Origin of the sequence: Cronobacter universalis NCTC 9529 (assembly GCF_001277175.1) — a bacterium.
Taxonomy (GTDB): Bacteria; Pseudomonadota; Gammaproteobacteria; order Enterobacterales; family Enterobacteriaceae; genus Cronobacter; species Cronobacter universalis.
Genome location: NZ_CP012257.1, coordinates 2,825,507 through 2,847,774, shown reverse-complemented (window position 1 = coordinate 2,847,774; position 22,268 = coordinate 2,825,507). Strand labels below are relative to the sequence as shown.

The 22,268-nt window shown below is 57.7% G+C and carries 18 protein-coding genes; 12 read left to right on the top strand and 6 right to left on the bottom strand.

Annotated elements, in window-relative coordinates:
* Positions 1–55: 55 nt before the first annotated feature.
* Positions 56–988 (top strand): D-alanyl-D-alanine endopeptidase, encoded by a 933-nt coding sequence (gene pbpG / locus AFK65_RS13140; protein ID WP_007699640.1) that lies wholly within the window; start codon positions 56–58, stop codon positions 986–988.
* Between the two features lies 1 nt (position 989).
* Here the strand turns inward: pbpG and AFK65_RS13135 are convergent, their stop codons facing one another.
* Both AFK65_RS13135 and dld read right to left on the bottom strand, forming a co-directional pair.
* Positions 990–1,544, bottom strand: coding sequence for a GNAT family N-acetyltransferase (locus tag AFK65_RS13135; RefSeq protein ID WP_032805531.1), 555 nt, complete (start codon positions 1,542–1,544; stop codon positions 990–992).
* Between the two features lie 92 nt (positions 1,545–1,636).
* Positions 1,637–3,388 carry a D-lactate dehydrogenase gene (gene dld, locus AFK65_RS13130; protein ID WP_038856750.1) on the bottom strand — a complete coding sequence of 584 codons (1,752 nt, stop codon included), beginning with the start codon at positions 3,386–3,388 and terminating at the stop codon, positions 1,637–1,639.
* A gap of 193 nt (positions 3,389–3,581) precedes the next feature.
* On the opposite strand from dld, the gene bglX reads away from it, so the two are divergent.
* The 5 genes from bglX to AFK65_RS13105 all read left to right on the top strand — a co-directional run bounded on the left by bglX (position 3,582) and on the right by AFK65_RS13105 (position 9,789).
* The gene (gene bglX / locus AFK65_RS13125; protein ID WP_007699634.1) at positions 3,582–5,879 is read left to right on the top strand and encodes a beta-glucosidase BglX; all 2,298 of its coding nucleotides are present in this window, start codon (positions 3,582–3,584) and stop codon (positions 5,877–5,879) included.
* Between the two features lie 153 nt (positions 5,880–6,032).
* On the top strand, positions 6,033–6,944 hold the full coding sequence (gene osmF / locus AFK65_RS13120) for a glycine betaine ABC transporter substrate-binding protein OsmF (protein ID WP_172461555.1): 912 nt from the start codon (positions 6,033–6,035) through the stop codon (positions 6,942–6,944).
* Positions 6,945–6,973: 29 nt separating this feature from the next.
* The gene (locus AFK65_RS13115) at positions 6,974–8,131 is read left to right on the top strand and encodes an ABC transporter permease (protein WP_038856753.1); all 1,158 of its coding nucleotides are present in this window, start codon (positions 6,974–6,976) and stop codon (positions 8,129–8,131) included.
* Positions 8,124–9,065, top strand: a complete 942-nt coding sequence (locus AFK65_RS13110; protein WP_038856755.1) for an ABC transporter ATP-binding protein — start codon at positions 8,124–8,126, stop codon at positions 9,063–9,065. The genes AFK65_RS13115 and AFK65_RS13110 overlap by 8 nt, the downstream gene beginning before the upstream one ends.
* The gene (locus tag AFK65_RS13105) at positions 9,058–9,789 is read left to right on the top strand and encodes an ABC transporter permease (protein WP_007699625.1); all 732 of its coding nucleotides are present in this window, start codon (positions 9,058–9,060) and stop codon (positions 9,787–9,789) included. The genes AFK65_RS13110 and AFK65_RS13105 overlap by 8 nt, the downstream gene beginning before the upstream one ends.
* Here the strand turns inward: AFK65_RS13105 and AFK65_RS21570 are convergent.
* The 3 genes from AFK65_RS21570 to metG all read right to left on the bottom strand — a co-directional run bounded on the left by AFK65_RS21570 (position 9,767) and on the right by metG (position 12,893).
* Positions 9,767–9,877 (bottom strand): protein YohO, encoded by a 111-nt coding sequence (locus tag AFK65_RS21570; protein WP_015741830.1) that lies wholly within the window; start codon positions 9,875–9,877, stop codon positions 9,767–9,769. The genes AFK65_RS13105 and AFK65_RS21570 overlap by 23 nt on opposite strands.
* A 59-nt stretch (positions 9,878–9,936) precedes the next feature.
* Positions 9,937–10,680: a MerR family transcriptional regulator gene (locus AFK65_RS13100; protein WP_038856756.1), complete on the bottom strand. Its 744-nt coding sequence runs from the start codon at positions 10,678–10,680 to the stop codon at positions 9,937–9,939.
* A gap of 179 nt (positions 10,681–10,859) precedes the next feature.
* The gene (gene metG / locus AFK65_RS13095) at positions 10,860–12,893 is read right to left on the bottom strand and encodes a methionine--tRNA ligase (RefSeq protein ID WP_038856759.1); all 2,034 of its coding nucleotides are present in this window, start codon (positions 12,891–12,893) and stop codon (positions 10,860–10,862) included.
* Between the two features lie 593 nt (positions 12,894–13,486).
* Here metG and AFK65_RS13090 point away from each other — a divergent pair.
* The 3 genes from AFK65_RS13090 (at position 13,487) to apbC (ending at position 17,595) form a co-directional block, all read left to right on the top strand.
* A complete protein-coding gene (locus AFK65_RS13090; protein WP_007699602.1) occupies positions 13,487–14,707 on the top strand; it encodes an HD-GYP domain-containing protein in 1,221 nt (406 codons plus the stop codon).
* 23 nt (positions 14,708–14,730) lie between these two features.
* On the top strand, positions 14,731–16,131 hold the full coding sequence (locus tag AFK65_RS13085) for a sensor domain-containing diguanylate cyclase (RefSeq protein ID WP_007699599.1): 1,401 nt from the start codon (positions 14,731–14,733) through the stop codon (positions 16,129–16,131).
* Between the two features lie 354 nt (positions 16,132–16,485).
* Positions 16,486–17,595: an iron-sulfur cluster carrier protein ApbC gene (apbC, locus tag AFK65_RS13080; RefSeq protein WP_038856763.1), complete on the top strand. Its 1,110-nt coding sequence runs from the start codon at positions 16,486–16,488 to the stop codon at positions 17,593–17,595.
* A 57-nt stretch (positions 17,596–17,652) separates the two neighbouring features.
* Here the strand turns inward: apbC and AFK65_RS13075 are convergent, their stop codons facing one another.
* On the bottom strand, positions 17,653–18,093 hold the full coding sequence (locus tag AFK65_RS13075) for a GNAT family N-acetyltransferase (RefSeq protein WP_007699596.1): 441 nt from the start codon (positions 18,091–18,093) through the stop codon (positions 17,653–17,655).
* 99 nt (positions 18,094–18,192) lie between these two features.
* Here AFK65_RS13075 and AFK65_RS13070 point away from each other — a divergent pair, with 99 nt between their 5' ends.
* From AFK65_RS13070 to AFK65_RS13060, 3 genes are all read left to right on the top strand, one after another.
* Entirely contained in the window at positions 18,193–19,878 is a 1,686-nt protein-coding gene (locus AFK65_RS13070; RefSeq protein ID WP_007699593.1) for a sensor histidine kinase, read from the top strand.
* The gene (gene btsR / locus AFK65_RS13065; RefSeq protein WP_007699590.1) at positions 19,875–20,600 is read left to right on the top strand and encodes a two-component system response regulator BtsR; all 726 of its coding nucleotides are present in this window, start codon (positions 19,875–19,877) and stop codon (positions 20,598–20,600) included. The genes AFK65_RS13070 and btsR overlap by 4 nt, the downstream gene beginning before the upstream one ends.
* A gap of 110 nt (positions 20,601–20,710) precedes the next feature.
* Entirely contained in the window at positions 20,711–22,255 is a 1,545-nt protein-coding gene (locus tag AFK65_RS13060) for a methyl-accepting chemotaxis protein (protein WP_007699587.1), read from the top strand.
* The last annotated feature ends 13 nt before the right edge of the window (positions 22,256–22,268 follow it).

Genomic DNA, 22,268 nt, shown 5'->3' with positions numbered 1-22,268 from the left:
CCGTTGGTGGCGGTGCGTTTAATTACGCGCGTGAATTATTTTCCGAACTTTCGCCATGTCGACAAAAATTCGTCTCTCCCTGTTAAGTCTCGCGCTGCTGCTGGCCGCGCCGCTTTCCGCTCCGGCGCTGGCCGCCGCGAAAGCCGCCGCGTCGTCCGTGTCCGCCGCCGAGCCGCAAATTGCTTCCGGCAGCGCCATGATCGTCGATCTGCGCACCAATGAAGTGCTGTTCTCAAGCCACCCGGATCTGGTGCGCCCGATAGCGTCGATTACCAAAGTGATGACCGCGATGGTGGTGCTCGACGCCAGCCTGCCGCTGGATGAGATGCTGACGGTGGATATCAGCCACACGCCGGAAATGAAAGGGATCTATTCGCGGGTACGCTTAAACAGCCAGATCAGCCGTAAAAATATGCTGCTGCTGGCGCTGATGTCCTCGGAAAACCGCGCGGCCGCAAGCCTTGCGCACCACTATCCAGGGGGTTACGACGCGTTTATCCGCGCCATGAACGCCAAAGCGAAAGCGCTCGGCATGCGCAACACGCACTTTGTGGAGCCGACGGGGCTCTCCATCCACAACGTCTCGACCGCGCGCGATCTTACGAAGCTGTTAATCGCGACCAAACAGTATCCGCTGATTGGGCAGCTCAGCACCACGCGCGAAGAGATGGCGACGTTTTCGAACCCGGCGTATACGCTGCCGTTCCGTAACACCAACCATCTGGTTTACCGCGATAACTGGAATATTCAGCTCACCAAAACCGGCTTTACCAACGCGGCGGGGCACTGCCTGATGATGCGCACGCTGATTAAAAACCGTCCGGTCACGCTGGTGGTGATGGACGCCTTCGGCAAATACACCCACTTTGCCGACGCCAGCCGCCTGCGCACCTGGCTTGAAACCGGCAAGGCGCAACCGGTGCCTGAAGCGGCGCTGAGCTATAAACGCCAGAAAGCGGCGCAGATGGCGAACAACAGCGTCGAATAAGCTATTCCGGCAGCGTCCAGTCTCCCTGGTTGAGCGGACGCTGCATAATCAGCGTGTCGCGCCAGCCGCCGAATTTAAACCCGACGCTGCGCAAACTCCCCACCACTTCAAACCCCAGCAGCCGGTGCAGACGCGTCGAGCCGCGATTATTCTCGCCATCGCCGATCACCGCCATCAGCTGACGCCACGGGCCTTGCTCGCAGCGCTCAATAAGAGCGTGTAACAGACGGCTGCCGATGCCGCGCCCGACCATGCTGGCGTCGATATAAATCGATTCTTCGAGGGTATAGCGATACGCAGGGCGCGCACGCCAGGGCGAGGCGTAGCTGTAGCCGACCACAATGCCGTCCATCTCTGCCACAAGCCAGGGCAAGCCCTGCTGCGTGACGGCGTTGACGCGCGCGGTCATCTCGTCAAGCGTGGGGGGCGTTTCTTCAAAGGAGGCGCGGCCATGTTCGACATGCCAGCCATAAATGGCGCGAATGGCGTCGATATCCCCCGGCGTAACGTCACGAATCGCGGCTTTTGACGCCGTGAGATTTTCCACAACAGCCATACCTGTATCCTCAAAAGACATGCCGCCGGAGGGCTCCGGCGGCATGGAGGATATATTATGCCTGCGCTTAAAAAGAAAACAGCCTGCCAGAATCAGCGGGCGGTCTGCTCCCCTGGCGTTTGTGCGATCCCGTCCGGCTCACCCCAGTATTTCTGCTTTGAGGTCTTGCCGATGCCGGGGTTCATGCTGTTCGTCGGGTCATTGGCCTTATAAAACTGTTTTAAGCTCTCCGGCGCTTCGTAAAGGTGGCCGACGTTATGCTCCGCCGGGTATTGCGCGCCGCGCTCGCGCAGCAGCGCCAGCATCTCTTCTTTCAGCGCGTGCACATCCACGCCTTTTTTGACGATGTAATCCTGATGGAACACATGGCAGAAGAAGTGGCCGTAATAGAGCTTGTGCACCAGCTTGCTGTCAATTTCCGGCGGCAGATGCTCGAACCACTCGGTGTCGTTGCGCCGCAGCGCGATATCCAGCGCCAGAATATCTTCCACCTCGTCGGCGTGCACCGCGTGATAACGCACCGCCGCGCCCGCCGCCGCAAAGCGGTGCAGAAACGCTTTGCTGCCTTCTTCTGCCGTACAGGCGAAGAAATCCCCTTCGGCCTCTTTAAAGAAGCTCGTCAGCCAGCTGCGCGCTTCTTCAATGCCGTCGCCCGCCATTTTCAGCAGCAGATGATGCTCATATTTATCGCGCCAGCTTTTCATGCGCGGCGGCAGGTGACCGGGGAATAATCCGCTCAGTTTTTGCATCACGCGGTCGGTAAAGTGCGGTTTGATGAACGGCACTTTCTCAAGCCAGGCGTCGGTGCGGCCTTTGGTGGTAAAGAAGAACGGCATTTTGTCGGTGCCGAGCTTGTTGATCATCAGGAATGTGTCTTTTCCGTAGCGCTCGGCGATGTCGTAGATATCGCGGTGCATATATTCACCCGCGACCGGCAGGCTCTGGAAACTGGCGAGAATATGGCGGCGAATGTGGGTCAGCACGTCCGGCTGATTGGTGCCGATATAAAACACCTCCTGGCGTTTTTCGGCTTCGAAAGTATCAAGACGCACCGCGAACACGGCGAGCTTACCGGCGCAGCCGGAGGCTTCAAAGAGCCGCTCCGGGTTGGCGTTGTAGCGCGCCGGGCTGTCGGCCTCGATATCGCGCACGCGCTCAATATAATGACGGTCGGAGGCCTGGCGTTCGTCGTGGCGCACGGCGGTCGGATCAATGCGGTCATCGTCAAGGCGGCCCAGGATCTGCTCCGGCGTCTGGCCGAGATCGATGCCCAGATGGTTTACCAGACGCAGCCGCCCGGTGTCGTCTATCTGCGCGAACAGCGCCATTTCGGTATAGGCGGGGCCGCGGTGCACCAGCGCGCCGCCGGAGTTATTACAGATGCCGCCCATCACCGACGCGCCGATGCAGGAGGAGCCAATCACCGAGTGCGGCTCGCGCCCAAGCGGCTTCAGCGCGCGCTCCAGCTGCCAGAGCGTGGTGCCGGGGTAAGCGAGGATCTGCTCGCCGTTATCCAGCAGATGCAGCTTATCGAGGCGCAGCGTGCTGATAATAATAATGTCGCGATCGTAGTCGTTGCCGTTCGGCGTCGAGCCTTCCGTCAGGCCGGTGTTGGCCGCCTGCATCAGAATGATTTTGTCGGCGGCGACACAAACTTCCAGAACGCGCCATAATTCCAGCAGCGTACCGGGAAAAACGACGGCCAGCGCCTCGCCCTGGCCTGAGCGAAAGCCTTTGCGGTAACGGGCGGTTTTGGCCGGGTCGGTGAGAAGATGGCTGGCGCCGGTAATGCGGGTCAGCTCCGCGATAACCTCATGGTTACCGGAGGTTGGTGTCAGGGTCATGTTCCACTCCTTGTGGCAGAGAAAACGCACGTCTCTAAGCATAGCCGCGAATTTCTCAACAAGTCCGAAAAGGTTGAAAAATCAGCGTATAAACTTGCGTTTGGCTTCTTCCCTGCTAAGGCTTATGGCACACTGCACACCTTATTCTTTGTGGCGGCAACGTTGCGGCTGCGTCTAAAAGAGAGTTAATCCTATGAAATGGCTTTGTTCTGTGGGTATGGCCGTGAGCCTTGCGCTGCAACCGGCCCTGGCGTCTGAACCTTTCGGCGAGCATCCGCTGACGCCCGAAGCGCGGGATGCGTTTGTCACCGATTTACTCAAAAAAATGACGGTCGATGAGAAAATCGGCCAGCTGCGTCTGATAAGCGTCGGGCCGGATAATCCGAAAGAAGCGATTCGGGACATGATCAAAGAAGGTCAGGTCGGCGCGATTTTCAACACCGTGACCCGCCCGGATATCCGCGCGATGCAGGATCAGGTGATGCAGTTAAGCCGCCTGAAAATTCCGCTGTTTTTCGCCTACGACGTGCTGCATGGCCAGCGCACCATTTTTCCGAACAGCCTCGGGCTTGCCTCCTCATTTAACCTCGACGCGGTAAAAACCGTGGGCCGCGTGTCGGCGTATGAAGCGGCCGACGACGGCCTGAACATGACCTGGGCGCCGATGGTCGACGTCACGCGCGACCCACGCTGGGGCCGCGGCTCGGAAGGGTTCGGCGAAGATACTTATCTCACCAGCATGATGGGCAAAACGATGGTCGAGTCGATGCAGGGCAAAAGCCCGGCGGATCGCTACTCGGTGATGACCAGCGTGAAACACTTCGCCGCTTACGGCGCGGTGGAGGGCGGCAAAGAGTACAACACCGTCGATATGAGCTCCCAGCGCCTGTTCAACGACTATATGCCGCCCTACAAAGAGGCGCTCGACGCGGGCAGCGGCGGCGTGATGATTGCGCTCAACTCCCTGAACGGCACGCCGGCGGCGTCCGACGGCTGGCTGCTGAAAGATCTGCTGCGCGGCGACTGGGGCTTTAAAGGCATCACCATTTCTGACCACGGCGCGATTAAAGAGCTGATTAAACACGGTACGGCGTCCGACCCGGAAGACGCGGTGCGCGTGGCGATCAAATCCGGCGTCGATATGAGTATGGCGGATGAGTACTACAGCAAATACCTGCCGGATCTTATCAAGAGCGGCAAAGTCTCCATGGAAGAGCTCGACGACGCCACCCGTCATGTGCTGAACGTCAAATATGACATGGGGCTGTTTAACGATCCGTACAGCCATCTGGGGCCGAAAGACTCTGACCCGAAAGACACCAACGCCGAAAGCCGCCTGCACCGCGACGACGCGCGTAACGTGGCGCGCGAAAGCCTGGTGCTGCTGAAAAACCGCCTGGAAACGCTGCCGCTGAAAAAATCCGGCACCATCGCGGTGGTGGGGCCGCTCGCTGACAGCAAGCGCGACATGATGGGCAGCTGGTCTGCCGCAGGCGTGGCCGATCAGTCAGTGACGCTGCTCCAGGGCATGAAAAACGTGGCGGGCGATAAGGCCAAAATCCTCTACGCCAAGGGCGCTAACGTCACCGACGATAAGGGCATCGTTGACTTCCTGAATCTCTACGAGCCGGCGGTGGTGGTGGATAAACGCACGCCGAAGGAGATGATCGACGAGGCGGTAAACGTCGCGAAACAGTCTGACGTGGTGGTGGCGGTCGTGGGCGAGGCGCAGGGCATGGCGCATGAGGCGTCCAGCCGCACCGATCTCACCATTCCGCAGAGCCAGCGCGACCTTATCAGCGCCTTGAAAGCGACCGGCAAACCGCTGGTGCTGGTGCTGATGAACGGCCGTCCGCTGGCGCTGGTGAAAGAAGACCAGCAGGCCGACGCGATTCTGGAAACCTGGTTTGCCGGAACCGAAGGCGGTAACGCCATCGCCGACGTGCTGTTTGGCGACTACAACCCGTCAGGCAAGCTGCCTATCTCTTTCCCGCGCTCGGTGGGGCAGATCCCGGTGTACTACAGCCACCTCAACACGGGCCGTCCGTACAATCCGGAAAAACCGAACAAATACACCTCGCGCTACTTTGACGAAGCCAACGGCCCGCTCTATCCGTTCGGCTACGGCCTGAGCTATACCACGTTCAGCGTTTCCGACGTGAAGCTCTCCGCGCCGACCATGAAGCGCGACGGCAAAGTGACCGCCAGCGTGACGGTGACCAACACCGGCAAGCGCGAAGGTGCTACCGCAGTGCAGATGTATCTCCAGGACGTCACGGCCTCCATGAGCCGTCCGGTGAAACAGCTGCGCGGCTTTGAGAAAATCACGCTGAAGCCGGGCGAAAGCCAGACCGTCAGCTTCCCGATCGATATCGACGCGCTGAAATTCTGGAACCAGCGCATGAAATATGACGCGGAGCCTGGCAAATTCAACGTCTTCATCGGGCTGGATTCCGCCCGCGTGAAGCAGGGCGAATTCGAACTGCTGTAAGCGGTTGTTGATTACCAGAGGGCCGGGAAACCGGCCCTTTTTTATGGCCATCGCCCGTTAAAAAATGCCATTTCCCGTCTTTTCCCTTTCCCCCTGAGATTTATCAACTACGCTTTTCTCTTAAGCCCTTAGCGAAGCGGATAAAAGAGGAAAATCATGAGGCTAAAACTCTGGAGCGCGGCAGGCCTGGTACTGCTGGCGGCAGGCGCGCAGGCGGCCGAGCCGGTGAAAGTGGGCTCGAAAATCGACACCGAAGGCGCGCTGCTCGGCAACGTGATTTTGCAGGTGCTGGAAAGCCACGGCGTGAAAACGGTCAACAAAATCCAGCTGGGCACCACGCCGGTCGTGCGCGGGGCGATCACCTCCGGTGAGCTGGATATCTACCCGGAATACACCGGCAACGGGGCGTTTTTCTTTAAGCAGGAGAACGATCCGGCGTGGAAAAACGCGCAGCAGGGCTATGAGAAAGTCAAAAAGCTCGACGCCGAACAGAACAAGCTGGTCTGGCTGACGCCAGCGGCGGCGAACAATACCTGGACTATCGCGGTACGTCAGGATCTGGCGCAGAAGAACAAGCTGACCTCGCTTGCCGACCTCAGCCGCTATCTGAAAGAGGGCGGGACGTTCAAACTCGCCGCGTCGGCGGAGTTTATCGAGCGCCCGGACGCGCTGCCGGCCTTTGAAAAAGCCTATCAGTTTAAACTTAACCAGGACCAGATGCTGTCGCTCGCGGGCGGCGACACCGCGGTGACTATCAAAGCGGCGGCCCAGCAGACATCCGGCGTTAACGCCGCGATGGCCTATGGCACTGATGGCCCGGTGGCGGCGCTCGGCCTGCAAACGCTCACCGATCCGAAAGGCGTGCAGCCGGTTTACGCGCCCGCGCCGGTCGTGCGCGAAGCGGTGCTGAAAGCGTACCCGGACATGCCACAGTGGTTTGAGCCGGTCTTTAAGGCGCTTGATGAGAAAACGCTTCAGGAGCTGAACGCGCAGATCGCGGTAGAAGGGCTGGATGCCGGTAAAGTGGCGTCGCAGTGGCTTAAAGAGAAAGGACTGGTGAAATAGCGCCTCCGGCGTTTGCCTCGGGACACGTTTTGTCGATTACATGTCATAACCGGGTGCTGGCGCTGCTGGCGGTCCTGCTGGCCGCCGCCGCCCTGTTGCCCTTTTTAAATTACGCGCCGAACCGGCTGGTGTCCGGCGCGCCGCTCGATCTTGCCGGGCTCTTCCCTGGCGTCGCGCCCGCGTTATGGGCGCTGCCGGCCTTGCTCTGTCTGCTCGCTTTTGTCCCCGGAAAACCGGGCGCGCTGCTGGTTCTGGTTGCCGCGCAGGCGCTTTTTATCACGCTGCTGGTGGTGACCGGCGCAGAGGCGGCGCGGCTGGCCGAAACCGGCAGTCGTCTGGCGCGCACCTCGCCTGGCAGCGGGCTGTGGCTGATGCTCGCGGTCTCCTTGCTTGCCGCCAGCGACGCCATCGGCAGGCTGACGCGCCAGCCGCTCTGGCGCTGGCTGTTGCAGGCGCAGATCTGGATAGCGCCGCTCTGGCTTCTGCTGAGCGGTCACTTCGATGCGCTGTCGCTGCTTAAAGAATACGCCAACCGCCAGACGGTGTTTGATGACGCCACCGCGCGCCACCTGACGCTGCTTTTCGGCACGCTCGCGCCCGCGATAGTTATCGGTCTGCCGCTTGGCATTTTGTGTCACCGACGGCCGCGCTGGCAGCCGGGCTTGTTCGCCGCGCTCAATATTATTCAGACGGTGCCCTCGGTGGCGCTGTTCGGTCTGCTGATGGCCCCGCTCGCCGGGCTGGCGCAGACGTTCCCGGCGCTCGGCGCGCTGGGCGTCTCCGGCACCGGGCTTGCGCCCGCGCTGATCGCGCTCACGCTCTATGCGCTGCTGCCGCTGGTGCGCGGCGTGGTGGCGGGGCTCGGACAGGTGCCCGACGCGGTGCGGGAGAGCGCCCGCGGGATGGGCATGTCCGCCTGGCAGCGCTTCTGGCATGTCGATGTGCCGCTGGCGCTGCCCGTCTGGCTGCGCAGCCTGCGGGTGGTGGCGGTGCAGACGGTCGGTATGGCGGTGGTGGCCGCGCTGATTGGCGCAGGCGGCTTCGGGGCGCTGGTGTTTCAGGGGTTACTCAGCAGCGCGCTCGATCTGGTGCTGCTTGGGGTTATCCCGGTTGTGGCGCTGGCGGTGGTGCTGGACGCGCTGTTTACGCTCGCCATCGGCGCGCTGGAGACGAAACGAGATGATTGAATTTCAGCAGGTCAGTAAGTTTTACAACGGCGGCGCGGCGGTGAAAGCGTTAAATCTGAGATTCGCCGAAGGCGCATTCTCGGTGCTGATTGGCACGTCCGGCTCCGGCAAGTCCACTACGCTCAAGATGATTAACCGTCTGGTGGAGCACGACGCGGGCGAAATTCGCTTCGCGGGCGAGGAGATCCGCCAGTTTTCGCCCGAAGCGCTGCGCAGGCGTATGGGGTATGCGATTCAGTCGGTCGGGCTGTTTCCGCACTGGACGGTGGCGCAGAACGTCGCCACGGTGCCGCAGCTGCTGAAGTGGCCGAAGGCGCGCATTCAGGCGCGGGTGGATGAACTGCTCGCGCTGCTTGGGCTCGCGCCTGACGCATTTCGCGACCGCTACCCGCATCAGCTCTCCGGGGGGCAGCAGCAGCGCGTCGGCGTGGCGCGCGCGCTGGCGGCCGACCCGGAAGTGTTGTTGATGGACGAGCCGTTCGGCGCGCTCGACCCGGTCACGCGCAGCGCGCTGCAACAGGAGATGCGCCGCATACATCAGTTGCTCGGACGCACGATTGTGCTGGTGACGCATGACATCGACGAGGCGCTGGGGCTGGCTGAGCATCTGGTGCTGATGGATAACGGCGAAGTGGTGCAGCAGGGCGCGCCGCTGACGCTGCTCACCGCGCCGCGCAATGATTTCGTGCGTGACTTTTTCGGGCGCAGCGAGCTTGGCGTGCGGCTGTTGTCGCTCAAACAGGTGGCGGACTTTATCGAGCCGGGCATGGCCGACGGCGCGCCGGTGGCGGACACCTTAACGCTGCGCGAGGCGATGTCGGTGTTTGTCGAGCGCCAGTGCGAGGCGCTGTCGGTGGTGGATGCAAACGGCGCGCACCGCGGCGTGCTGCGCTTTCGCCATCTGGTGAATCAGCGGGAGGCGCGGGGTGAGTAGACTGCGCGATCCGCTGCTCTGGCTGGCGCTGCTGTTTGTCGCACTGCTGCTGGCGATGCCGCACAGCGAAGGGCTGTTCCACTGGCTGTTTCCGGGGCTGGCGCGCCCGGTCTATCTCCAGGAGAGCTTTGTCGCGCTCACGCTCTCGCATCTCGGGCTAGTGGCGGCGGCAGGCGCGGTGTCGGTCGCCTGCGGCGTCGCGGTGGGGATTGCGGTGACGCGCCCGTGGGGGCGAGAGTTTCGCTCGCTTGCCGAAACGCTCGCCGCCGCCGGACAGACCTTTCCGCCGGTAGCGGTGCTGGCGATTGCGGTGCCGGTAATGGGCTTCGGGCGCGAGCCCGCGATTGTCGCGCTTATTCTTTACGGCCTGCTGCCGGTGTTGCAGGGCACGCTCGCGGGCTTAAGCGCGGTGCCGGAGGACGTAAAAGAGGTGGCGCGGGGCGTCGGCATGAGCCGCGCTCAAATCTTACGCAAAGTGGAATTGCCGCTGGCGTTTGGGGTGATGCTCGCCGGGATCCGCACGTCGGTGATAATTAATATTGGCACCGCCACTATCGCCTCCACCGTGGGAGCCAGCACGCTCGGCACCCCGATTATCATCGGCCTGAGTGGGTTTAACACGGCGTATGTGATTCAGGGTGCGGTGCTGGTGGCGCTGGCGGCGATCCTGGTGGACCGCATCTTTGAGCGCCTGGCGCGGATTATGAACCGGAATGCAGGATAACGGTGTAGCCGGCCAGCATAACGCCGCCGATACCGCCGATGGCCATCAGGACCATGCCGGTAATAAGCCCGATTCTGACTAATTTCATGCGTCACTCCTTATATTAACCGCGTAATTATACGGTGAAACGCGCCTGTTAATGAACCTTTAAATGGTTTCAGGCTCATGGAGCGAAAAGATGGCGTGGCCCTGCTGGTGCCAGGCGGCGATCTGCTCAAGCTGGCGCGTGGCGGGCGGTTCGCCGCACCACACCAGCAGCGTTTTGCCAGGAAACAGCTCCGGGCGCAGCTGCGCCAGCGGTTGCGCCAGCACATCCACCCGCCAGCCTTTTTGCACCGCCACCCAGGCCGCGAGCCAGACCTGCGTGGCATCCTGATGATTCCAGCCGACCACCAGCGCGTCGTTGCCCGGCTTTTTCCATGCGGATTGCAGACAAAGCGCGATGTAGTTAATCAAAATCCCGTCCAGCAGGCTTAAGAGCGCATGCAGCGTGGCGTGCTGAAGCTGCATCCGGCGGCGCAGCGGGGTGTAGAGATGGCGCACCAGCATCTCTGCCGGATAGTCGCGACCGAGCTCGCTCACCCAGTGCCGCACCTGGCCTGGATTGCCGCCGCGCAGTTTGGCGAGCAGCGTCTCCTGACGCTCGCGCCAGCCTTCAGGTTCATCGGCGCTGTCCTGGCTTAGCAGCGTTTTGACTTTACTGACCTGAACGCCTTGCTCAATCCAGTGTTTGATTTCGCGGATGCGGTCGATATCCGCCTCGCTGAACAGGCGGTGGCCGCCGTCGGTGCGCACGGGTTTAAGCAGTCCGTAACGGCGCTGCCAGGCGCGCAGCGTCACGGGGTTGACTTCGCAGAGATCGGCCACTTCGCCAATCGTATATAACGCCATACTGGTTCTCTTCGGGGAATGGTACCCGTTAAATGTAGTAGGTGATGCACGAACCGGGAAAAAGAGTTTGTATCCTGTATCCTGGCGGCAAAAGGCGAAAACCACGGCGCAGGACGAAAAAAGGGGAGATAAGCATCTCCCCTTCGGTTTATGGCGCGTCTGGCGCGTTGGGCGTCAGGTTATTTCACCTGCTGGCCCGGCTTCGCGCCGCTGTCCGGGCTTAACAGGAAGATATCTTTCCCGCCAGGGCCTGCGGCCATCACCATGCCTTCTGAGATACCGAAACGCATTTTGCGCGGCGCGAGGTTCGCCACCATCACGGTCAGGCGGCCAATCAGCGCCTGCGGGTCCGGATAAGCGGAGCGGATGCCGGAGAAGACGTTGCGTTTTTCGCCGTCCAGATCCAGCGTCAGGCGCAGCAGTTTGTCGGAGCCCTCAACGAATTCCGCGTTTTCAATCAGCGCCACGCGCAGGTCGATTTTCGCGAAATCGTCAAACGTAATGGTTTCCTGAATCGGGTTGTCCGCCAGTTCGCCGGTCGCAGGCGCCGCCGCCGCTTTCACTTCTTCTTTGGACGCTTCCACTAACGCCTCCACCTGTTTCATCTCAATACGGTTATAGAGCGCTTTAAAGCTGTTCACTTTATGGCCGAGCAGCGGGGCGTTAACGCCATCCCAGGTCAGCTCAACATTCAGGAACGCTTCGGCGCGAGCGCACAGCTCCGGCAGTACCGGCTTCAGGTACGTCATCAACACGCGGAAGAGGTTGATGCCCATAGAGCAAATCGCCTGCAGATCGGCGTCGCGGCCTTCCTGTTTGGCAACCACCCACGGCGCCTGCTCGTCAACGTAGCGGTTCGCCAGATCGGAAAGCGCCATGATTTCGCGGATAGCTTTACCGAATTCACGGCTCTCCCACGCCTCGCCGATCGCGGCAGCCGCGTCGGTGAAAGTCTTGTAGAGCGCCGGGTCAGCCAGTTCAGCGGCTAATTCGCCGTCAAAACGTTTGGCGATAAAGCCCGCGTTGCGCGACGCCAGGTTGACCACTTTGTTGACGATATCCGCGTTCACGCGCTGCACGAAATCTTCCAGGTTCAGGTCGATATCGTCGATGCGGGAGGAGAGCTTCGCCGCGTAGTAGTAGCGCAGGCTGTCGGCGTCAAAATGGTTCAGCCAGGTGCTGGCCTTGATGAACGTGCCGCGCGATTTGGACATCTTCGCGCCGTTGACCGTCACATAGCCGTGGACAAACAGGTTGGTCGGTTTGCGGAAACCGCTGCCTTCGAGCATCGCTGGCCAGAACAGGCTGTGGAAGTAGACGATATCTTTACCGATGAAGTGATACAGCTCGGCGTCAGAATCCTTTTTCCAGTATTCGTCAAAGCTCACGGTATCGCCGCGCTTGTCGCACAGGTTTTTGAACGAACCCATGTAGCCGATAGGCGCGTCCAGCCAGACGTAAAAATATTTGCCCGGCGCGTTCGGGATTTCAAAGCCGAAGTAAGGCGCGTCGCGGGAGATATCCCACTGCTGCAGGCCGGATTCAAACCACTCCTGCATTTTGTTCGCCACCTGCTCCTGGAGCGCGCCGGAGCGGGTCCACGCCTGCAGCATTTCGCTGAACGACGGCAGATCGAAGAAGAAGTGTTCAGAATCACGCATCACCGGCGTCGCGCCGGAGACCACCGATTTCGGCTCGATAAGCTCCGTCGGGCTGTAGGTCGCGCCGCAGACTTCGCAGTTATCGCCGTACTGATCCGCAGATTTACATTTCGGGCAGGTGCCTTTCACGAAACGGTCCGGCAGGAACATGCCTTTTTCCGGGTCGTAGAGCTGCGAAATGGTACGGTTTTTAATGAAGCCGTTTTCTTTAAGGCGGGTATAAATCAGCTCCGACAGCACGCGGTTTTCGTCGCTGTGCGTAGAGTGATAGTTGTCATAGCTGATGTTAAAGCCCGCAAAATCGGTCTGATGCTCTTTGCTCATCTCGGCAATCATCTGCTCCGGCGTAATGCCAAGCTGCTGGGCCTTGAGCATGATGGGCGTGCCGTGGGCGTCGTCGGCGCAGATGAAATTAACCTCGTGGCCGCGCATTCGCTGGTAACGGACCCAGACATCAGCCTGGATGTGCTCCAGCATATGGCCGAGGTGGATGGAGCCGTTGGCGTACGGCAGCGCGCACGTTACCAGAATTTTCTTCGCGACTTGAGTCATAGTGAGTATTACGTCTTCTGTGGCAAATGGGGCAGTCATAGTACCCGAATCCACCCGCGTTGAGTACCGCGCGTCGGTAAAAGCGCGCAAAAAAGCAGACGAAATAGCGGCATACGACGAGGCCGGGTACGGTTATGAATTCAGGGCTTGCAGCGGGCGATGGGCGTCTTCAGCGCGCCGGAGACGATCTTCAGGCCGTTGAATGAATGGGCGTCGCTCAGCGCGAGCGGAAAATGCGCTGCCCCGCCTGGCGCTGTTTATTACCGTGCGAATATTCGTATGGCCGAACAGAAAACGTGCTGGCCTATTTTCACGACGAAGAAAAAATGAAATAATAAGCACCAGAAATTATTTATAATGTTAAATAGAGTACGATGGTCTTGTGCCACATTTATTTATAAAACTGTCAACACCAGACTAATATCAAGTTTATTTTTACACAGCTGTATTACACGTCACTCATATATCTAAATAATTATGCATCATTGATAACGTTTATCTTTTTATACATTCGGAATTTCTTTGATTTGGTTCGGTTTTTGGAATTTGAACAGGAGGTATCATTTATGATTGGCCCATATTGAGGAGAGAGAATGGTTTTTAACATTGGTAATACATTGATATTTCTATGTAGAACTAAGGAGAGGTTTAGAAATAATTTAATTTTTAATGGAGTCTACGCGTCATATATTGCTTATCGTCTGTCACTAATGATGATGCAAAGCAATGCTTTCTGTCTGCGGGCTCTAATCTGTGGTTTGTTACAAGGTTACACCACACCTGCAAAGGACAATGAAAAAGCTCACGGCGAAGAGAAAAGTACGCCGCTCAATATTGCGCAACGCGTGGAGCTGAGCGATTGCTCGGTTTTCGAGAGTTTTTTGACCCCGACGCGTTATCGGTTTTATGATTATGAAAATTTGACAGCGTTAGATATTTCGCAGGAGGATGTTTTAATTTCTTCTGTTTTGAAGATAAGTAATGATTTTGACCTGTTTTTGCATAAAGCTCGCTTGTATGAAAGATTAGAAAGCGAGCGAGGCTCTGCATTGCAGGCAAGTTCATCATTTGATGAATTCGCAATAACCACGCGCTCAGAAAAATTCTATCCGGGCTTAATGGATGAACTAAGGAAATTAACTGAACTGGATGATTTTTGGTTTTATCTGCGTGCTGATTATATCGAAGGCATGAACAGAACAATTAATTTTGATAAATCATTGCCGGTAATGAATGATGAACATACGCTAAGTTTAGCGCGTCTGCTATCCACCATTGTGGATATGAAAAATCCTCTTACCTATCATCACTCACTCAAAGTAGGCGAGTTAGCAAGTTTTATTGGTAAGAAGATGTACCTTGATGAAAGAACCTGCAATCGACTATATCTTGCTGGCTTACTGCACGATCTCGGTAAAATCAATACTGCCGATGGCATATTGAATAAACGAGGGAAACTCACGCCAGGCGAATACCGAACTATTCAGCGTCACGTTACGGACACCCGTGGCATCCTTCGCAGTATCATCATTGATGAAAGTGTGGTTGACTGGGCGGCTGAACATCATGAGCGTATTGACGGCTCAGGGTACCCCATGAAAAAGACAGGGGAGCAACTCTCATTGCCGAGCAGGATCATGGCGATAGCAGATATATTTCAGGCGCTATGCCAGAAAAGAACTTATCGGGAAGCGCTTCCTCTTGATAAAGTCTTATCAATTATACGGACAGAATGCGCAAATGGGAAAATATGCTCGCGTACCTTTAGTGTTTTCGAAGAAAATGCTCAAGAGTGCTACGAAATCGCTAAATAAAAATTGGTTGTATGAAAATTTCAATGCTTGTTAATAAAAGAAAAAATAGACGATATATTATCGGCACTCTCGTTTTTGCCTGTATTTCATTAATGATTCTTGTGGTGCTTACGTTCAACCATATGCGCGAAGTATGTAACAATGCCATTGAATCCGTCACGGAAATTTTATTACGTGAGCAGGCAGTCAATGACAGCATTGCGTCGATGATTTCAACATCAACGATGTCGCATATGAATACGAAATGTGAATCGAAAGAGCTTTTAGGTGCGCTTTATACTAACCGTAACTTTGATACGCAATCTTGTAGTAAAATAAACGCTGTGATTTTCGTTGAAAATTATCTGTCTAAAAAAACGCTGCAAAACAGATATTATTCGTCGCCGGAATATGGCTTTGTTTATTTTTTCAATGGTAAAAAATATAAAAAATTCCAACCTGGAATGTATAGTCAGGTTATCAGTCTTACTGGTAATTTTGCAAGATTCCTTTCGTATGAGAAAAGGAAAAGAGACATTTTAGATTTTTGGGATAATCACCTTGAATTTAACGAGATTTATCGTGACTCGGTCAGTAAAAATCTGGTGATGACTATTGCAACGCCGGTCACTAACTCCTATACCCGAGAAGTCATTGGCGTCATGTACACGGATATTAGTGAAGATGAACTGCAGCAGCATGTATTTAGCCGAAGTCCAGCCCCGAAATGGGTTAGCGTTACTGCTAATAATATCTCATACGATAGGCCTGGCAGCCTGTGCGCCACACAACATTGTGATACGCATGCATTATCCTTCAAGATTCTTAGCCAGCCGCTGGCGGAAATTTTCATTCTGGAAGCAAAGGTAGACCTCTACGCTTTTATTAAAGAAAATATAAAAATCTTTCTGGCGGTTTTGATCGCTTTTATCGTTATTGTTACCGCGGCTATAAAAGCAATCAATCTTTTCCTGAAGACGCAGAAACATGCTGTTATTGATTCACTGACGCAGGTCTATAACCGCCAGATTATCTCTCATCTGTCTGGCAAGGATTATAATAGCCTCGTTATTTTTGATTGTGATGAATTCAAGGTGATCAATGACACTCACGGACATCTGGTTGGCGATGCGGCTTTAACCCATATCGCCAGTATAATTTCAGATAACGTCAGAAATGAGGATGTGGTCGTTCGCTACGGCGGCGATGAATTTATTGTGCTGTGCACCAATGAGAAAATACATGCGCGGAAAATGGCGGAAAGGATATGTTCAAAACTTAAAGTTAACCCTTTAGTTTGTGGCGATCTTACTCTGCCGCTATCGATCTCTTTTGGCGTGGCTGAATTTACTGACGATCTGCACACGGCTTTATACAAAGCTGATAAGGCGCTTTACGCGCAAAAACTGAAGAGTCGCTCGCAAAAGGTTGACGCGACAAATTAACCTGAAAAAACAGGTGCCTTTTAGCAAAAGGCACCTGTTATCAGTAATGGCCCTGTAAGGGTTGGCTCAAGGGTATTCGTTACATACGCGCCTCGACCACTATCGCAGGCGTCACGCTGCTTCAGGTTGAAGCGACAGCGTTGGGCTTATATCACTGATATGCCGCTCCAGCCTTGCGGTGAGACGCAAAATTCGCGTCAGTATTTATCGCCCCCTGAAGCCAGACGCCTGTATGCCTGCTTTAGCGCACATCAGGCTAACCCCGCTGGGCGTTTAATATCGTCTTACTCCCCGCGACTCTGTTATGATTCTATGACTGCAATTTATTAACATCAGAACAACAAAGGAGTCGGGATGAATTCGCAATCCCAGGCCAAATCCCCCGAGGCGCTGCGTGCGCTGGTCGCCGGGACGTTAGCCAATTTCCAGCACCCCACCCTGAAGCACAACCTCACGGCGCTGAAAGCACTGCATCACGTCGCCTGGCTTGATGACACCATCCATGTCGAACTGCTGATGCCGTTCGCCTGGCGCAGCGGTTTCGAGGAGCTCAAAGAGCAGGTGAGCGCCGAGCTGCTGCGTTTAACCGGCGCCAGCGCGATCGACTGGAAGCTGTCGCACAGCATCGCCACCTTAAAACGCGTGAAAAACCAGCCGGGCGTGAACGGTGTGAAAAACATCATCGCGATAAGTTCCGGCAAAGGCGGGGTAGGGAAATCCTCTACCGCCGTCAACCTGGCGCTGGCGCTTGCGGCGGAAGGCGCGAAAGTGGGCATTCTCGACGCCGATATCTACGGCCCGTCGGTGCCGACGATGCTGGGCGCGGAAGGCGAACGCCCGACCTCGCCGGACGGCACGCACATGGCGCCGATTATGTCTCACGGCCTTGCCACCAACTCCATCGGTTACCTGGTGACCGACGATAACGCCATGGTGTGGCGCGGCCCGATGGCGAGCAAAGCGCTGCTGCAACTGCTGCAGGAGACCATGTGGCCGGATCTCGACTATCTGGTGCTGGATATGCCGCCGGGCACCGGCGACATTCAGCTGACGCTCGCCCAGAACATCCCGGTGACCGGCGCGGTGGTGGTCACCACGCCGCAGGACATCGCGCTTATCGACGCCAAAAAAGGCATCGTGATGTTCGAGAAAGTGGAAGTGCCGGTGCTCGGCATCGTTGAGAACATGAGTATGCACATTTGCAGCAACTGCGGTCACCACGAGCCGATTTTCGGCACCGGCGGCGCGCAGAAGCTGGCGGAAACCTACCGCACCCAGTTGCTGGGCCAGATGCCGCTGCATATCACGCTGCGTGAAGATCTCGACCGCGGCCAGCCGACCGTGGTCTCACGCCCGGAGAGCGAGTTCACCACCATTTACCGCCAGCTGGCGGGCCGTGTGGCGGCGCAGCTCTACTGGGAAGGCGAAGTGATCCCGGGCGATATCGCGTTTCGCGCGGTATAATGCCGGGTGCGTTTCGCGCCATGACAGACGCCTCCTTCGGGAGGCGTTTTTTATGGCTCAGGCCTGGCGAAAATGCAGGAGATAATAAGGCCCTTCCGGCGCTTCGCCGCTCGCCTCCTGCACCCAGCCGTGACGGGCGTAAAAGCGCAGCGCGCGCTCGTTTTTCTGCATGCATTTCAGCGCGCCGGTGCTGGTAAACTTCGCCTGTACCGCCTCCAGCAGCGCCGCGCCGACGCCGCGCCCCTGGGCGTCGGGCGACACAAAAAGGTGATGCAAAAAGTTATCGCTCTGCGCTATGGATGCGAACCCCAGCCGGTGGCCGTCCGCCTGCGCCACCAGAATCGTTTCGCCAAGCGTGTCGGCGTCGAAATCCTCCAGCCGCCATTCGCTGCCGTCAAGCCACGGCCAGCCTTCGCGCCGCGCATGTAAGTAGATCGTGCGTAAAAACGGGCGATCGCTCTCTTCCCAGGGTCTAATCTCCACTGCGTTCTTCTTCATAAACCATCCTTACACACCGTTTTTTTGGTCTTCTTCATAGAAAGTTATGGCACAGCAGCGTATTTTACGCGCTCTTAATTATCAGCGCGGAGCGTGGGCGTGTACGAGTTCAATCTGGTGTTATTACTGCTCCAGCAGATGTGCGTGTTTCTGGTGATCGCCTGGCTGATGAGCAAAACGCGGTTGTTTATCCCGCTGATTCAGGTGTCGATTCGCCTGCCGCATAAGCTGTTGTGCTACCTGACGTTCTCCTGTTTTTGCATTATGGGCACGTATTTCGGGCTGCATATTCAGGATTCCATCGCCAATACCCGCGCCATCGGCGCCGTCATGGGCGGGCTGCTCGGCGGGCCGCTGGTGGGCGGGCTGGTGGGGCTTACCGGAGGCCTGCATCGCTATTCGCTCGGCGGCATGACCGCGCTAAGCTGCATGGTGTCAACGATTGTCGAAGGGTTGCTCGGCGGGATTGTCCACAGCTGGCTGATTCGCCGCGGGCGCACCGATAAAATCTTCAACCCTTTTACCGCGGGCGCGATTACGCTGGTGGCGGAGATGGTCCAGATGGGCATTATTCTGCTGATCGCCCGCCCGTTTGACGACGCGCTGCATCTGGTGCAAAACATCGCCGCGCCCATGGTCGTTACCAATACCATCGGGGCCGCGATGTTCATGCGTATTCTGCTCGACAAGCGCGCCATGTTTGAGAAATACACCACGGCGTTTTCCGCCACCGCGCTGAAGGTCGCCTCCGCGACAGAAGGCATTCTGCGCCAGGGGTTTAACGTCGAAAACAGCATGAAGGTGGCGCAGGTGATTCGCCAGGAGCTGGAGATAGGCGCGGTCGCCATCACCGATCGCGAACAGCTGCTGGCGTTTACCGGCATCGGTATGGATCACCATCTGCCCGGCAGCCCCATTTCGTCGCCCTGGACGCTGCGGGCGATTGAGTCCGGCGAAGTGGTCTACGCCGACGGTAACGAAGTGCCGTACCGCTGTTCGCTGCACCCGAACTGTAAGCTCGGCTCGACGCTCGTTATTCCGCTGCGCGGCGAGAACCGCAAAGTGGTCGGCACCATCAAGCTGTATGAGCCGAAGCATCGTCTGTTCAGCTCGATTAACCGCACGCTGGGAGAAGGGATCGCGCAGCTGCTTTCCGCGCAGATCCTGGCGGGCCAGTATGAGCGCCAGAAGCAGTTGCTCACGCAGTCGGAGATCAAGCTGCTGCACGCTCAGGTGAACCCGCATTTTCTGTTTAACGCGCTGAACACGCTGATGGCGGTGATCCGCCGCGACAGCGATCAGGCCTGCCAGCTGGTGCAGTATCTCTCGACTTTTTTTCGCAAAAATCTCAAGCGTCCGACAGATGTGGTGTCGCTCGCCGATGAAATCGACCATGTGAACGCGTACCTGCAAATTGAACAGGCGCGGTTTCAGTCCCATTTGCAGGTGAGCATGAACCTGCCCGATGAGCTGCGCCATATCCGGCTGCCCGCGTTTACGTTGCAGCCGATTGTCGAGAACGCTATCAAGCACGGCACCTCGCAGCTCTTAGGCCCCGGCGAAATCGCCCTGCGCGCCAGCCGCGACGACGAGCATCTGGTGCTGGAAATTGAAGATAACGCCGGGCTCTATCAGCCCAACGCCGCAAGCAACGGCCTTGGCATGAGCCTGGTGGATAAACGACTGCGCGCGCGCTTCGGCGACGAGTGCGGCATTTCGGTCGCCTGCGAGCAGGACCGCTTTACCCGGATTACCTTACGTTTACCGCTGGAGGGAACGACATGATTAGCGTGCTGATTGTCGATGACGAGCCGCTGGCGCGGGAGAATCTGCGTCTGCTGCTGAAAGAGGAAGCGGATATCGAGGTGGTGGGCGAATGCGCCAACGCCGTGGAGGCTATCGGCGCGGTACACCGCCTGCGCCCGGACGTGGTCTTTCTCGATATCCAGATGCCGCGCATCTCCGGCCTTGAAATGGTCGGCATGCTCGATCCCGACACCCGCCCGTGGATTGTCTTTCTGACCGCGTTTGACGAATACGCCGTGCAGGCGTTTGAAGAGCACGCGTTTGATTATCTGCTCAAACCTATTGAGACCGAGCGCCTGCAAAAGACGCTGACGCGGATGCGCAACGAGCGGCGCGAGCAGGATATGTCGCCGCTCACCGAGCGCCAGGAGGCGCTGAAATTTATTCCCTGCACCGGCCACAGCCGTATTTACCTGCTGCAAATGGAAGACGTGGCGTTTGTCGCCAGCCGCATGAGCGGCGTCTATGTCACGAGCGGCCAGGGGCAGGAGGGCTTCACCGAGCTGACCCTGCGCACGCTGGAGAGCCGCACGCCGCTGATGCGCTGCCACCGGCAGTATCTGGTCAACATGGCGCATCTGAAAGAGATCCGGCTGGAGGAGAACGGCCAGGCGGAGCTGCTGCTGCGCCACGGTCAGACGGTGCCGGTCAGCCGTCGCTATCTTAAAACCCTGAAAGAGGCGCTCGGGCTGCGCGGATAATCCGCAATTATCGCGGCGGTAAAATAAATGTTACCGCCCCGTACATCTTTTTCCTCGTTTGCCGATAACGGGAGGATATATCCGTATCAGGCAAAAATGAGGACTTCTTGATGGGCCTGCTTAAAGACTTTTCCATCCGCGCAGTGATGCTGACGGTGCTCGGCATACTCTGCGTGTTATGGGCGGCCGTGGGCGTCTACAGCGTCTATTCGCTTTCGGCGATGGCCGACGGCAACCGCGTGGACCGCCAGCTGGTGTCGCAGATGACCGTGCTCAGCAAAGGCAACGACCAGTATTTCCGCTTCGTCACCCGTCTTACCCGCGCCATGGAAAACGGCACGCCGGACGCCAAATCGCTCGAATCTGTGCAGCAGGCGCTCGACAACATGTCGCGCCAGCTCGACGCGTTTAAACAGCTCTCCCCTGGCCCGCTCGATCCGGCGGTGTCGCAAAAGGTGATCGCCGACTGGCAGAAGCTGTTGAATGAAGGCGTGATCCCGCAGATGAAACTGGCGCGTGAAGGCGCGCCGGACGCGTACCGTGCGCATGCCGGCAAAGTGACGCCGGTTTTCAGCCGCGCCTTTGGTGCCAGCGCCGAGAAATTCAACGCGGCGGCGGGCGCCAAGCTTGACGCCACCCGCGAACGTGTCGACAGCATGACCATCACCACCAAAACGGTGATTATTATCGCGGTGATCATTGGGCTGCTCCTGCTGCTGCTGACCGACCGCTATCTGGTGGCGCTGCTGGTGAAACCGCTGGAGAAAATCCGCAACCACTTTACGCTTATCGCCAGCGGCGATCTCAGCCAGCCGGTGGAGCCGTTTGGCCGTAACTGCGTTGGTAAACTGGTGCCGCTGCTGACCGCGATGCAGGATCAGCTGCGCGAGGCCGTGAGCGCGATTCGCCACGGCAGCGAAAATATCTGGCGCGGCGCATCGGAAATTTCCGCGGGCAATAACGACCTTTCGTCACGTACCGAAGAGCAGGCCGCCGCGCTGGAGCAGACCGCTGCCAGTATGGAGGAGTTAACCTCTACCGTGCGTCTTAACGCCGAAAACGCCCGTCAGGCGAGCGAACTGGCGCATGCCGCCTCGGAAAACGCCGGTAAAGGCGGCCAGCTGGCGCAGAATGTTATCGAAACCATGCAGGGGATTTCCGGCAGTTCGAAGAAAATCGCCGATATTACCAGCGTGATTAACAGCATTGCGTTCCAGACCAATATCCTGGCGCTCAACGCCGCCGTAGAAGCGGCGCGCGCAGGCGAACAGGGCCGCGGTTTTGCCGTGGTCGCGGGCGAGGTGCGCAACCTCGCGAGCCGCAGCGCCGAAGCTGCCCGTGAAATCGAAACGCTCATCACCGAATCGGTCGAGCGTATCGAGAAAGGTTCGGAGCTGGTCAACGCGGCGGGCGATTCGATGGCGGAAATCTACCGCGGCGTCTCCAACGTCAGCACCATCATCAAGCAGATCGCCTCGGCGTCAGAAGAGCAGAGCAAGGGCATCTCGCAGGTGGGCGTCGCCATCACTCAGATGGATACCGTTACCCAGCAGAACGCCTCGCTGGTAGAGCAGGTGTCCGCCGCCGCCGCCGCGCTGGAGCGTCAGACCGAAGAGCTGCAAAGCACCGTGCAGAAGTTCCGCCTCTCGGCCTGATATTCGTCGTCGC

What these genes read in the sequence shown, in the direction of transcription:
- metG (WP_038856759.1), bottom strand. Translation starts at nt 12,893, where the DNA reads ATGACTCAAGTCGCGAAGAAAATTCTGGTAACGTGCGCGCTGCCGTAC.
- AFK65_RS21570 (WP_015741830.1), bottom strand. Translation starts at nt 9,877, where the DNA reads ATGAAATTAGTCAGAATCGGGCTTATTACCGGCATGGTCCTGATGGCC.
- apbC (WP_038856763.1), top strand. Translation starts at nt 16,486, where the DNA reads ATGAATTCGCAATCCCAGGCCAAATCCCCCGAGGCGCTGCGTGCGCTG.
- AFK65_RS13060 (WP_007699587.1), top strand. Translation starts at nt 20,711, where the DNA reads ATGGGCCTGCTTAAAGACTTTTCCATCCGCGCAGTGATGCTGACGGTG.
- AFK65_RS13135 (WP_032805531.1), bottom strand. Translation starts at nt 1,544, where the DNA reads ATGGCTGTTGTGGAAAATCTCACGGCGTCAAAAGCCGCGATTCGTGAC.
- pbpG (WP_007699640.1), top strand. Translation starts at nt 56, where the DNA reads ATGTCGACAAAAATTCGTCTCTCCCTGTTAAGTCTCGCGCTGCTGCTG.
- AFK65_RS13090 (WP_007699602.1), top strand. Translation starts at nt 13,487, where the DNA reads ATGGTTTTTAACATTGGTAATACATTGATATTTCTATGTAGAACTAAG.
- btsR (WP_007699590.1), top strand. Translation starts at nt 19,875, where the DNA reads ATGATTAGCGTGCTGATTGTCGATGACGAGCCGCTGGCGCGGGAGAAT.
- bglX (WP_007699634.1), top strand. Translation starts at nt 3,582, where the DNA reads ATGAAATGGCTTTGTTCTGTGGGTATGGCCGTGAGCCTTGCGCTGCAA.
- AFK65_RS13110 (WP_038856755.1), top strand. Translation starts at nt 8,124, where the DNA reads ATGATTGAATTTCAGCAGGTCAGTAAGTTTTACAACGGCGGCGCGGCG.
- AFK65_RS13075 (WP_007699596.1), bottom strand. Translation starts at nt 18,093, where the DNA reads ATGAAGAAGAACGCAGTGGAGATTAGACCCTGGGAAGAGAGCGATCGC.
- AFK65_RS13085 (WP_007699599.1), top strand. Translation starts at nt 14,731, where the DNA reads ATGCTTGTTAATAAAAGAAAAAATAGACGATATATTATCGGCACTCTC.
- AFK65_RS13100 (WP_038856756.1), bottom strand. Translation starts at nt 10,680, where the DNA reads ATGGCGTTATATACGATTGGCGAAGTGGCCGATCTCTGCGAAGTCAAC.
- dld (WP_038856750.1), bottom strand. Translation starts at nt 3,388, where the DNA reads ATGACCCTGACACCAACCTCCGGTAACCATGAGGTTATCGCGGAGCTG.